This is a genomic window from Amycolatopsis sp. NPDC039088 (genome assembly GCF_055598845.1).
In genome coordinates this window covers 102,003-114,332 of sequence record NZ_JBVKAE010000001.1, presented here as the reverse complement: position 1 = coordinate 114,332, position 12,330 = coordinate 102,003, and the positions used below count along the sequence as shown (strand labels likewise).

11 protein-coding genes are annotated in these 12,330 nt (G+C 70.1%); 5 read left to right on the top strand and 6 right to left on the bottom strand.

Going from position 1 to position 12,330, the window contains the following annotated elements; translation table 11 throughout:
* Positions 1-195 precede the first annotated feature (195 nt).
* The 4 genes from ACZ7KI_RS00470 to ACZ7KI_RS00455 all read right to left on the bottom strand — a co-directional run bounded on the left by ACZ7KI_RS00470 (position 196) and on the right by ACZ7KI_RS00455 (position 3,479).
* A complete protein-coding gene (locus tag ACZ7KI_RS00470; RefSeq protein ID WP_470271106.1) occupies positions 196-990 on the bottom strand; it encodes a hypothetical protein in 795 nt (264 codons plus the stop codon).
* A gap of 45 nt (positions 991-1,035) precedes the next feature.
* The gene (locus tag ACZ7KI_RS00465; protein ID WP_465502774.1) at positions 1,036-1,329 is read right to left on the bottom strand and encodes a hypothetical protein; all 294 of its coding nucleotides are present in this window, start codon (positions 1,327-1,329) and stop codon (positions 1,036-1,038) included.
* A 131-nt stretch (positions 1,330-1,460) separates the two neighbouring features.
* Positions 1,461-2,063 (bottom strand): hypothetical protein, encoded by a 603-nt coding sequence (locus ACZ7KI_RS00460; RefSeq protein WP_470271105.1) that lies wholly within the window; start codon positions 2,061-2,063, stop codon positions 1,461-1,463.
* Between the two features lie 6 nt (positions 2,064-2,069).
* On the bottom strand, positions 2,070-3,479 hold the full coding sequence (locus ACZ7KI_RS00455) for a M20/M25/M40 family metallo-hydrolase (protein ID WP_470271104.1): 1,410 nt from the start codon (positions 3,477-3,479) through the stop codon (positions 2,070-2,072).
* A gap of 115 nt (positions 3,480-3,594) precedes the next feature.
* Between ACZ7KI_RS00455 and ACZ7KI_RS00450 the strand changes: the two genes are divergently transcribed.
* Complete coding sequence (locus ACZ7KI_RS00450) at positions 3,595-3,876, top strand: class I SAM-dependent methyltransferase (RefSeq protein ID WP_470271103.1); 282 nt, start codon at positions 3,595-3,597, stop codon at positions 3,874-3,876.
* The gene (locus tag ACZ7KI_RS00445) at positions 3,857-4,291 is read left to right on the top strand and encodes a hypothetical protein (protein ID WP_470271102.1); all 435 of its coding nucleotides are present in this window, start codon (positions 3,857-3,859) and stop codon (positions 4,289-4,291) included. Before ACZ7KI_RS00450 ends, ACZ7KI_RS00445 begins: the two co-directional genes overlap by 20 nt.
* Positions 4,292-4,296: 5 nt before the next feature.
* Here the strand turns inward: ACZ7KI_RS00445 and ACZ7KI_RS00440 are convergent, their stop codons facing one another.
* Positions 4,297-6,657, bottom strand: a complete 2,361-nt coding sequence (locus ACZ7KI_RS00440; protein WP_470271101.1) for a helix-turn-helix transcriptional regulator — start codon at positions 6,655-6,657, stop codon at positions 4,297-4,299.
* Positions 6,654-7,796, bottom strand: coding sequence for a molecular chaperone DnaK (locus tag ACZ7KI_RS00435; RefSeq protein ID WP_470271100.1), 1,143 nt, complete (start codon positions 7,794-7,796; stop codon positions 6,654-6,656). The genes ACZ7KI_RS00440 and ACZ7KI_RS00435 overlap by 4 nt, the downstream gene beginning before the upstream one ends.
* A gap of 295 nt (positions 7,797-8,091) precedes the next feature.
* Here ACZ7KI_RS00435 and ACZ7KI_RS00430 point away from each other — a divergent pair, with 295 nt between their 5' ends.
* The 3 genes from ACZ7KI_RS00430 to ACZ7KI_RS00420 all read left to right on the top strand — a co-directional run bounded on the left by ACZ7KI_RS00430 (position 8,092) and on the right by ACZ7KI_RS00420 (position 12,297).
* On the top strand, positions 8,092-9,207 hold the full coding sequence (locus ACZ7KI_RS00430; protein ID WP_470271099.1) for an IniB N-terminal domain-containing protein: 1,116 nt from the start codon (positions 8,092-8,094) through the stop codon (positions 9,205-9,207).
* A gap of 121 nt (positions 9,208-9,328) precedes the next feature.
* Positions 9,329-11,095 carry a dynamin family protein gene (locus tag ACZ7KI_RS00425; RefSeq protein WP_470271098.1) on the top strand — a complete coding sequence of 589 codons (1,767 nt, stop codon included), beginning with the start codon at positions 9,329-9,331 and terminating at the stop codon, positions 11,093-11,095.
* Positions 11,092-12,297 carry a GTPase gene (locus tag ACZ7KI_RS00420; protein WP_470271097.1) on the top strand — a complete coding sequence of 402 codons (1,206 nt, stop codon included), beginning with the start codon at positions 11,092-11,094 and terminating at the stop codon, positions 12,295-12,297. The genes ACZ7KI_RS00425 and ACZ7KI_RS00420 overlap by 4 nt, the downstream gene beginning before the upstream one ends.
* The last annotated feature ends 33 nt before the right edge of the window (positions 12,298-12,330 follow it).

Below are 12,330 nucleotides of genomic sequence, written 5' to 3'. Positions count from 1 at the left end.
TCGCGCCGCTGTTGTGACTGGTGGTGCCGCTGGGGTTTGTGATGGGGTTTCGGGTCCGTGAGGGACTCCTTGAGGGACTCTGGGTCCCTCAAGGAGTCCTTCACGGACCCAGCGCTACCTAGCTCACCCGCCGTAGGTAACCAAAACACCGTTGGCCAGAACGACCCAAATCACTACGACGGGTCCGCGCGCTGGTCAGCGGCCGCCGAGTCTCGGCAGGGTCAGCGTGGTCACCGCCGTCATCACCCAGCCCAGCAGGTCGCCGAGCGGGATGGTGGACAGCTTTTCCGGCCATTCGTCGGCCAGAGCCTGCAGGACGAGGTGGCCGTCGTGCGCTTCGACCGCGGTGAGCCGGATCCCGCGTGGCAGTTCCGGCAGGGGGAGCACGATCGGCTTGAGGCGGGACGGCGGCCCGAACCGGCGCCGTCCGATGTGGACGGCCATCGGCCGGAGGACGACGGCGTCTTCCTCCACAGTGGACTCCAGGGCGAGATGACCCCAGCGGGGCCGTTTCTCCCAGCGGACATGGAAGTGCCCGTCCTCGCCAGGGGTGACGATGATGCCCGGCCGGACCTCGGCGACCCGCTCCCGCAGGATCTCGGGGGCCACCCGGATCGCCATTTTCACCTGTTCAGGGATCACTGCCGGGGAGGGAAGCGACCGGAGCCTGACGTTCGACGCCAGGACGGTGACGCGCTCGAGCGGCGTGTCCGGCCAGTCGACGTCCTCCACCACAATGCGGACGTCACCGACCCGGCCGGTGGCGGCGAGGCTGAGGCTGTCGGCCTGGTAGTCGAGCCCGGTCAGGGTGAGCCCGACCTCGTGCCCGTCCACCTTGGTCGTCAACCGGCGCCCGACCAGCTGTTCGGTCACGGTCTTCAGCACCGCGGCCGGGGTCAGGGGCACATTCGGCAACAGCGCCCGCCCGGCGGCGGCCAGGCCGAACAGCTCGGGAAGCGGGTTCAGGTCGAACCGTCTGCCTTCGCTCATCCGTCCAGTGTCGCCGAACGGGACGCCGGTCGCCGCCGCAGGGGGTCAGCGGGCCGCGATACGGGCGATGACGCCCGCCAGGATCACCCAGAACGCCGCGGCCAGACCGTAGTTGAGGATGACCGCGAGATTCGGGTCACTCACCGGGAAGAGGCCTGGCCAGAACAACGCCAGCGGACCGGCCAGTGACTGGATGAAGATGAAGAAACCGTTCCCCGCGTTGGCACCTGCGAGCACCATGACCATGTACAGCAGTTCGATGAAAGCGAACAGCGCGCCGACGCCGATGATGATCCGTACGGCCGTGTTGCTTCTGCTGGTGGTTCGCCATCTGGACATAGCCGAAAAGTTCCCGGATTCCGCGGTGGCAAACGTTTCACCAGCCAAGTTGCGCCGATCGGCCGTATCCACCTACTCCTCGTAGGCCGTCAGTGACCGTGCGATGGCCCAATCCTGCGCGGCGACCCCGCTTAACCGGCCGCGCTGTCGTCCAGCGGCGCGCCCCGCCACTGCCAGCCCGCGCGGGACGGCCGTCCTGGCAGTTCCGTCCGGTCCGTCGCCCACAGCAACGCGGTCCAGGGATCGAGGCCGGCGGCGTCCACGTCCGGGAACATCCGCGCCAGGACACGGGAACACACCTCCCTCGGTGGATCGAGGGTGACGTCGAGGCCGCGCGCCATGTCCTCGCCGTGGACGAGCGCCTCGACGCAGCCCATTCCGGCGAAACCCTCGAGGTCGGCGCGGCCGCTCGGGTGATACGCGCGGACGTCCGGGGCCGCCGTGCGCAGGGTGGCGCTCAGGATGCCGCCGCCGACGGTGACGAACTCCAGCATCTCCGACGGTGTCGCCGCCTGGTCGGCGACGGCTTCGAAACACACGAAACGCGGTGTCGACGGCCGGGCGATCAGCAGTGCGGCGTAAGAGATGAGACAGTCGCCGAGGTGCTCGGCGGTCCGCCAGGCGTTCAGTTCGCCGGTGCCGGTGGCCGCCGACCAATCACGGCCCGACGCCTGGCGCAATCCGTCGGCCACACTCGCTATCGCCGCGTCGAGGTCGTCGGGCGTGACTGTCATCAGGCATCAACTCAAGGGTGTCGGGAACGCCACCGGAGAACGGCGGCCGTTCTTTCCGACCGCGCGCACACCGAAGAACACGTTGTCCTTCGACAGATCGACTTTAGCCTCGGTCTTGTCGCCGACCCCGATCGCGTGAGTCCATTCGGCCGCCGTCGTTTCCCGCCAGACGACCTCGTAGCCGTCGAGGTCCGGGTCGGTTCCGCGTCGCCACACCAGATCCGTGTCGTTCGTCAGCTGGTTCGTCCGGATCCGGACGTCGTCGGGGGCGGCGGGCGCGGTCGCCAGCGACCACATCGTGGCCGCGTTGACCCGCGCGACCCTGGCGATGAACGGGAAGTCGCAGAACTCCGGCAGGTCACCGAACTGCTTGCCGTTCTCCACCCGGACGTCCTGATGCTGATGCGCGTAGTCCTCGTGCGGTTCGGTGAACCGCGCGGCCGGATAGCCCTGTTCCAGGAACGGGATGTGGTCGCCACCCCGCAGGTAGCGGTCGCGCCGGTAGATCACCCGGACGGACATCCCGGTCGCGTCGTTCTCGGCGACCGACCGCACGAACCGGGCCAGCTGTCGCGAGGGCGAATCGTTCTCACCGCCGACCGCTCGGCGGATGTTCGCCTGCTCCGGCGTTTCCGCTGTCGGCACCCCTTCGGCGAAGAGCCGGATGGTCCGGGGATCCCGCGTTCCGTCGTCCGCCCGGCTCGAACCGACGATGTCGTTGGTGAACATCGCCTGCACGTTCATTTTGGCCGCTTTGTAGGTGGTGGCCAGATGCCGTGCGCCGAACAGGCCCTGTTCCTCGCCCGCGACGGCGGCGAACACGATGGTCGCGGCCGGGCGGCGCGTGGCGAGAACCCGGGCGAGCTCCATCGCGACGGCCACCCCGGAGGCGTCGTCGTCGGCGCCGGGCGCGTCTTTCGTCGCGTCCAAGGGATCGGAACACCGTGAGTCGTAATGGCCCGAGACGACGTAAACCCGTTCAGGCGTGGTGGATCCGCGCAGGGTGGCGACGACGTTGGTGATCGTGGTGGCCACCGGTATCCGCGGTGGCGCCGGCTGCTGGAGGTACGACTGCAGCTCGACCGTCATCCGGCCACCCGACTTCTCCGCGGATTTCGTCATCTCCGCGAAGATCCAGTCGCGGGCGGCGCCGATACCGCGGACGGGATCGGTCTGCGAGGACAACGTGTGCCGCGTCCCGAAGGCGGCCAGCCTGCGTACGGTGGCCTCGATGCGGTGCTCGTCGATCTCCCGCAGGATCTGCCGCAGCTCCGCGTCGGGCCGTTGCGGTGGAATGGCGCGGCCGGGCCCCCGATCGCCCAGCTCTTCGGCACCGGCCGGGATCCCGGTGAGGGCCACCGCCGACAGCGCGGCGGACGTGGACAGGAACACTCGTCTGGACCTCTCCTCAGCCATTCTTCGTTCCTACGCGCCCCGCCATGGGGCGTCTACCCGCGAAAGGTGGTCCACGACCGCATTTAGAGGACTAAATGCGGGGCACCCCTTCAGTGAATCGATTATCATTGTCACTATGACGACCTGGGGCGACACCTGGGACCGGCTCATGGCGAAGTACCAGCCGAGCCGGGACCAAGCGATGAACCGGATGATCGACCTCATCCGAACCCGCTGCGCAACCAAGGCGCCGCGCGTCCTCGACCTCGGCGGCGGTACGGGTACCTTCAGCGCCCGCTTGATCGAACGCTTCCCCCTGGCCGAGGTCACGCTGGTCGACTTCGATCCGGTGATGCTCGCGATCGCCCGGTCGACGCTGCCGCCCCCCCGTCCGGCTGGTGCGTGCAGATCTGCGTGATCCGGCGTGGACCGACCCGTTACCGCCGGGCGGCTACGACGTCGTGGTCGCGATCATGACGTTGCACTATCTGCCCGCCGAGCGGCTGACTCAGGTGTACGCCGACCTCTCCGGTCTCGTCCGTCCCGGAGGATTCCTGGTCACGGTGGACGACATGCCGGACGCGGACGTCGAAAAACGGATCACGGTCGACGACGGCTCGTGGGCGAGCTGGTGGGCGGGTGTCGCGGCGGATCCGGTGCTCGGTCCGGCCGTGGCGGAACGGGCCGTCCTCTTCGACGGCGCCACATCGGCTGAGTGGCATCCACCGGCCGACTGGCATCTGCGGGCGTTGAGCGGCCGGTCCTTCGACACCGTCGAGGTCGTTTGGCGCGATGGCGGGCAGGCCGCCATCGCCGCCTTCAAACCGCGTTGAGACCGCTAGTCTTCGGTCGCGGGAAGCAATTCCCGCAGCATCGCCAGCAGTTCCCGCCGGTCCCCGGCCCCGAGTTTCCCCCGGATCCGGGCCATATGGTGCTCCACGGTCTTCCCGGAGATGAACAGTTTGCTCCCGGCCTGTTTGTAGGTCAGCCCGTCGACGACCAGACGGGCGACCTCCAGTTCGCGTTCGCTCAACGCGCTCAATCCGGTGGCCGCGACGGGTTCCGGAGCGCGGCCCTGGAACTGCCGCGCCGCTTCGAGCAGCTGCACCATCGCCTTCCGGTCCGAGGTCCGGATCGCCGCTTGCCCGGCCAGCCGTGACGCGTCCCAGCAGAGCCCGAGTTCGTGCAGTTCCGCCGCGGACACGGTGATCGGTTCGGGGTCGAAGTCCCCGGTCAACACCGCGAGCCAGCCGGTCGCCGCCGAGGCCAGCGCCGCCGGATAGCGGCCGCAGGAAGCGAAATCGTTCAACGCGGCCAAATGCTCTTCGGCCAGCGAGTGGTTTTCCACGGTGATGGCGGCGTGCAGTTCGTGCCAGCGCAGCGTCGCCGTCCACAGTGGAGGGTTGCCGAGGGCGTCGAGCACGGTATGCGCCCGCTCCAGTTGTCCGGCGAGTTTGGCGCTCGCGCCTGCCCGCGCGGCCGCGATGGTGAGTTCTCCCAGTGGCAGCAACGAATACAGGTCCGGCTGCTGGCGCATCGACGCCTGATACGCGCGGTCCCAGGAACGTTGCAGCCCGGGAAGGTCGCTCGCCCGTCGCGCCAGGCCCAGCTGAAGGGTGGCGGCGAAGAGTTCGTCGCGGGCTTCGAGACCGTCCGGCGGCATCAAGGCTTCGGCGGCCGTCTTGAGGTCGCCCGAGGTCATCGCGACCCAGCCGCGCAGCAGCCGGTGCCGTTTCGCGAGCAGGTCGCCGCCGATCCGTCCGCTCACCGCGCGCGCCAGCACCGATTCGGCCAGCGCGAGTTCGCCGGAATGCAGCCCCACCAACGCCGCGAGCGCGGCCGGGCTGTCCGGGAGCGGCGCGGGCGCCCCCGCAGACTCCAGCATCGACGCCGCGCCGAGCAGGGCCGACAGGGTTTCCGAGCCGCAGCCGGAGACCGAGTCGGTGATCGCGCGCGCCATCCGCGAGGCGGCGCCCGCGAACAGGGTCGGGACTTCGGGGGTCTCCAGTACACCGCGGGCGGCTTCCGGTTTTCCGGTGCCCACCAACGCGATCGCGGCGAACGCCTTCGATCCGGCCCGGCCGGACCACTGATACAGCTCCGCGCTGTGCGCGAGTTCGCCGCGATGCGCCAGCACGGTCCCGGCCACTTCGGCGCCCGCCGCACGGGCGTCCACGCCGTCGGGGTCGTCGGTGTTGCCGAGCAGGCCGTCGCCGAGCCGGAGCGCCGTGTCGAGATCCCCGGCCAGTGCCGCGGCGTGCGCCCAGCCGACGGTGAGCGCCGCGCCGCGCCCACCGGCCTCGGCCGCGGCCTCGTAGAACCGCGCCGCGAGTTTCGTGTCGTCGGGCATCGCCTCACGCGCGGCCGCCTCGAAGGCCGCCGCCGCGCTCGCGCCCGAACTTCCCGTCCCCAGCAGGGAACGGGCGAGATCCAGTACCGGAAGTCCTTCGCGCAGCTGGAGTTCCACCAGCCGCTGCAGCACCGTCAACCGGCGGCCCGGCGATCCCCAGGCGCGGACGGCTTCGGCGGCGATCGGCAGCAGAGCGTCGTCCTCGCCGAGCAGCCCGGTCGCCCTGGCGCCGTCGAAGATCTCGGGGAGGCCGTCGCGGTCGCGGTTGAGCAAGGCCGCCAGGAGATCGAGATTCCGGCCTGCCCCGGCTTCGGCCGCGATCAGGTAGCGGTGCACGTCGTCGTCGAGTTGTTCCAGCTCGGCGCGGAAATCCGCGAGCTGGCCGGTGACCGCGCGGAGCACGAGTCTCGGCACCCCACCGGTTCTGGCGTGGACGTCTTCGGCCGTGGCCGGGTCACCGCCTGCCTGCTCGACGAGCCGCCGGACGTCCTCGACGCCGAACGCGCCCAAGGACACCGATCGGCCGAAGGAGTCCGCGAGCGGGCGCAGTGCTTTGGTCCGCGCCGTCGGGCGGAACGCCAGCACGACCGGCGCGGTCGTTTCGTCCGCTCTCGCTTTGATCTTCGCGATCTCGTCGTCGTCGAGCTGGTCGGCGTCGTCGATCAGCAAGGCCTCGACTCCGGCGCTCGCGTAGTGGCGTCCGAGCAGGTCGAGCAGATGGGTCTTCCCGTACCCGCCGGGGGCGACGACGGCGACCCGCGCCGGCAGTTCCGGTGCGGCGATCACCTCGTCGAGCAGACGCCGGGCATCCGGATGGATGATGCCGGGCTTGTCGAGCAGTGCGTTCAACAGCGACCTTCGGGGGATGTCGTGGCGGGGCCGGGGGTGGCCGGCGCGCAGCTGCTGGAAGCGGGAGGGGCTTGGTGTCCCTTGTCCGCGGTGGCTTCTCGAGTGGTCAGGGTGAGCAGCAGGGTGGTCGCGGCCAGCACCACGACCGCGGCCGTGGCGACGAGGGGCTTGCGTCGGCTGAGCAGTTTCGCCGCCCCGGTGCGTTCTGGCAAGGGGAACGGGGTGATGTCCACCGGGGGCCGTTCCGGCCGTTCGGTGAGCTCCGGAACCGCGTCCACCCTGGGCAGCAGGGTGGTTTCCACGGTCGCGACGGCATTCGATCGCGCATCTCCGGGTTGAGGAATGTCACGTCGTGCGGCGATGTTGGCCGCGCCGATCGCCACCGTCGACACCGGGTCGCTCGAAGCGAAGAGGGCGCACGGTGTCCGTCCTGGGACCGGGGGAGCCTCTCCGGCGAGCACGATGCCCGCCAGCGCTTGCGGCTGGACCCCGGCGCAGTGCGCGAGTTCGAAGACCTTGCCGACGGCGTCACCGGGGTCGACGCCTTCGATCGTCTTGACCGGCTGCCAGCCGTTGATCCCGGCGGTGGCGAGCGTGACCACCGCGCCGTCCGGGCCGAACTCGCAGACACCGGCGGTGACGTCACCTTGCGGGGCGAGGTACGCGTGCAGCGCGGCGATGGGGGCCGCTATCAGCGCGGCGCGGGGGAAGCCTGCTTCGGCCAGCGCCCGGCGCAGCAGGTCGCGGCGGAACGAGCCCCAGCCGACGGGATGGGTGAGCACGATGTGCCGCGGTTTCTCCCCGAATCGCTCGGCCGCCTGGTCCACCGCGGCGTCCACGAGGACGGCGCTGAGGGATTCGGCGGGGAACCGTTCGCCGCCGACGATGACCGGGACGTCGTCGCCGACCCGTTCGTGGAACCCGGTCAGCAGGCGGGCGGGCGCGGACAGGCCCGCCTCGACCGCCGCGTCACCGGTGAGCAGGTACCCGTCTTCGTCGAGGAACACCGCGGACGCCGCGGCCGGGCCGCGCGCGCCGAGCCACAACGGTTCCGGCGTGCCCCAGCCGTCGCCGGACTGCACGCAGGTGGCGGCGGTGGTGCGGGTCGAGGCGATATCGATGCCGAGGACGTAGGGCAACGAGCATCCTCCTTCGCTTGACCAGCCCCTAAGGGCTAATCAGGGCCATTCACCCGTACGGCTTGACCCTTCTGGGTGAGAGCTGGCATTAAACCCAACGGGGCGCGTCTCGGTTAAGCCCCTAACGCCCTAACGATGTCATACCGATCCCCTATTGGCTGAGTGAGTGACGACCGGGAGTGATCCCCGATGTGCGGGGAGGTGCCCCCTCGCTAGCTTCGGTGACCTGCGAGCAGCCGTGCCCTCAGGCGCTGCGTTCGCCTCATCGCCCCAGACCCCACAGGAGAGTCCTTTCATGGGTTCCGTTCAGACCCTGCACGACTTCACGCTGAACCTGCTGAACGACACCGCGGCCCGCGCGGCGTTCGCCAACGACCCGCAGCAGGTGCTGGCCGACGCCGGCCTCGGTGACATCAACGCCGCCGACGTGCACGAGGTCGTCCCGCTGGTGCTCGACTTCGTCCCGGTCGACGCCGCCACCGGCGTGACCGGCACCGCGGCCTCCACCGCCGACAACCTCGCCGGTTTCGGTGGCGTCGCGAACGCCGTCAACGGCACCGACGGCGAGTGCGCCGACGGTGTCCAGGGCGCGATCGACCAGCTCACCGCGCTGACCGCCGGTCTGCCGGTCGACGTCCCCGCCGTCGGCTCCGGCGCCCTGCCGGGCGTGCCGAGCCTCCCCGAGGTCGGCGTCCCGGGTGTCCCGGCCGTTCCGGGTCTGCCGGAGCTGGGCCTGCCCGACGTCGGCGTGCCGAGCCTCGGCGACCTGCCGCTCGACGTCCCGAGCCTGCCGGGTGTCCCGGCCGTCTCCGACGTGACCGACGTGTCGAACGCCGCCGCCGGCGTGACCGCCCTCGCGCAGAACACCGTCGGCAGCTTCGGCCTGACCGATGACCTTTCGCGTGGCCTCGACTCCGCGGCCCTCGGCCAGGCCGGTGGCGTGGCGGGCGGCGCCGTCGACACCGCGACCGACCTCGTCCACGACGTCCCCGCCGTGGACGCCGTTCAGGTTCCGGCCGTCGACTCGGTTCCGGCCGTCGGCGACCTGACCAGCGACCTGCCGCGCGCCGACGGTGTCGCGGGCGGTGCCCCGGACTTCCTGTCCACGGTCGGCGACCTGACCAGCGTCATCGGCAACGTCGGCGTCGCCGACGTCACCACCAAGGTGCACGAGGTCGCGAACAACTACGCGAACGGTGACATCGCCAACAACCACGGCGACGTCACCGGCAGCGTGGCGGGCAATGTGGCCAACGAGGTCGCCAGCGTCGCGAACCACGCGGGTGTCTCCGACGTCCACGACGTGGTCTCCGAGGTCGGCAACAACATCGGCCACAACGTCGGCAACATCGGTGACGTCCACATCGGTGGCGGCGACATCGCCTCGGGCAACGACATCCACATCGGCTGATCTGAATATTTTTCAGCTCTGTGCCAGGGCCCCGCGACCGCCGCAGGTCGCGGGGCCCGCACGCTCATGTTGGCCCATGCCACATTGATTCCGCGCTTGGTTAAGGGAACACTGCATCCCCGTGACAGCCCCCGCCTGGCTCGACGTGCTCAACGAGACCTTGGACGCCTGTGTCGTCCATGGTCGCGCCGACCTGGCCGAACGACTCCGGCGCAGACGTGACCAGCAGGCGCCGGGCACCCGGATCGCGGTGGTCGGTTTTCCCAAGCAGGGCAAGGGTTACCTGCTCAACGCGTTACTGAACGCGCCGGTCTGCGCGGTCGGGGACGCGAGTACGCCCGCCGTGCCCACCGAGATCGGCTACGCCAGCGATCCCGCCGCGACGCTGGTCGGGCACGCCCGTGAACGCGTCCCGGTCGGTGACCTCGCCAAGGAACTCGAGGTCCGCCCGCCCGGTTCGCTGCGCCGCGTCGAGGTCGGCCTGCCGCGCGAACTGCTCGGCACGGGCCTTGTCCTGGTGGACACCCCGGCCATCGGCGATCCCCGGTCGCCGCGTACGGCGGCCACGCTCGACGTCCTCGCCGACGCGCACGCGGTGATCCTCGTCTCCGACGCGTCGCAGGAACTCCAGCCCGCCGAACTCGCGCTGGCCCGGCACATCCGGACCTGGTGCCCGGCCTTGGTGCTGGCGCTGACCAAGATCGACGTCAGCCCCGACTGGCGGGAACTCGCCGCGCGCAACCGTGCCGCGCTTTCGGAGACCGGGGTCGTCGCCGACGTCTTCCCCGTGTCCGCGACGGTGCGCCAGGCCGCCGCGAAGGCCGGTGACGCAGACCTCAATGGACGGTCCGGTTTCCCGGAACTCCTGAACTGGGTGGGGGAACAGGCCGCGCGCCCGATCGAACGCACGCGAGCGCTGGCCGCCGCGGTGAGCGTCCGCGCGGCGGCGGTCGAACTGGTCGAGACGCTGCAAACGCGGCTCAACGCCGTTTCGCAGGACAGCGGGATCGACCAGGTCACCCTGCTGCATCAGGCACAACGGCGCTCGGAGGAACTGCGGCGGCAGAACGTCCGCTGGCAGAACCTGTTGTCGGACGAGATCGCCGACCTGGCCTCCGACGCCGAATACGACCTGCGTGAGCGGACGCGGGTGATCGTGCGGCATATCGACCGCACCTTCGACGAAGGCGACCCGGTGCAGATCTGGCCGGATTTCCAGGTCTGGCTGGAGGAAAACCTCACCGAGGCCGTCGAGACGAACTACCACTGGGTGTCGGACCGGGCGACGTGGATCGCGCACGCGGTCGCCACGAGTTTCGGGCCGCGGTTCGGACAGGCGCCGGATCTGCCGCTCACCGGGTCCGGTGTGGACTCGATCCCCGAAGTCGGCACCCCCAAGATCGAACGGTTCAAGATCGGTCAGAAACTCTTCACCGGGTTGCGCGGTTCCTACGGCGGCGTGCTGATGTTCGGTCTGGTCACCAGTCTCGCCGGGCTGCCGCTGATCAACCCGGTCTCCCTCGGCGCCGGTGTCGCGTTCGCCACCAAGAGCGTGCGCGACGAAGGCGGGATGCGGTTGCAGCGGCGGCAGGCGCTGGCGAAGGCCGCGGCGCAACGCCACGTCGACGACGTGTTCATCCGGTTCAGCAAGGAGATCAAGGACGAGATCCGCCAGGTCCAGCGGCGGCTGCGCGATCATTTCGCCGCGCTGTCGGACGAACTCGCGGAAGAACTGACGCGCCAACGGGAACTGATCGTCGCCGGCTCCGCCGAACGGGACCGGCGCACGCAGCGGGTCAAGAAGGAGATCGACCGGCTGGCCGCGCTGCACCGGAAGGCGGGGACGCTCGGCAGTAGCGCCGCGCCGCGCCGGGAGCTCTCCGCGTGACGGCCCTCGATGTCCGGGAACTCCTGACCGACGCCGCGGCGCTTTACCGGGATCGCCCGCCCGCGGTGGCGATGCTGCGGGAATGCCTGGAGCGACTGGAAGAACCGCTGCGGGTCGGCTTCGTCGGCACACCGGGAACCGGAAAGTCCACTTTGGTCTCCGCGCTGGCGGAATGGCCGACGCGGGCGTTGCGTGAACTCGACCTGTTCGACACGCCGGCGCTGGCGGAACACGTCGACGCGACAGTGCGGTTGGTGCGCCATCTCGAACCCGACGAACTCGACGGTGCCCGGCCGGTCGGCGGTTCGGCGTTCGCGCGGCAGAGCGCGGTGAACTCGGTACTGGTGCTCGGGAGGGCCGACGAGGTCGGCGCGGGCCGGATCGACGCCTTGCTCACCGCGAAACAACTGGCGCGGCGGGCTTGGCGTGAAGATCCGCGGTGCGCGGGGTTCCAGGGAGTCATCGCGGTCGCCGGGCAGCTCGGGTACGCCGGACGCGCGCTGCGGGACGACGAATTCGAGGTCCTGCGGGCGATGGCGTCGATCTCCCGCCAAGACCTGGAGCGCTACCTCCTGTCCGTGGATTCCTTTGTGGACGATCCCTTCCCGGTGCGTATCCCACCGGAGTCACGGAAACATCTGGTCTCGCGGTTCGGGCTCTACGGCGTCCGGCTGGCGATCACGCTGATCCGCACCGGTTGCGAGAGCAGGCTGAAGCTCTCGGCGGAACTCGTGCACCGCAGTGGTCTCGGTGACCTGCGGGACACGCTCGCCGGATGCTTCGTCGCCAGGGCCGAAGCGCTGAAAGCCCGCACGGCGGTGCTGCGGCTGGAAGGTCTGCTGACCGCCGAACCGCGTCCGCACGGTGACCGGCTGGCCGCGCGGGTGGAACGATTCGCCGCGGCCGCGCACGACTTCCGGGAACTGCGGCTCATCGCCGACATCCGGGGTGGTCGCACGGCGCTGTCCGGCGAGATCGCCGAGGAGGCGGCACGACTGCTCGGCGCGCAGGGACTCGCGCCAACCGAGCGGCTCGGGCTCGAACCCGACGCGGATCCGGCCGAGATCCACGCGGGCGCCGAGAACGCGCTCGTCCGCTGGCGGCACGAGGCCGAGCGGCCCGACGCCGCGCACGCGGAACGTGCCGCCGCGCGGGTGATCGTGCGCTCGGTGGAGGGACTCCTCAACCTGTTCGTCGCCTGACGTCACGCATTTCGTCCTCTAAACGCGGTAGTT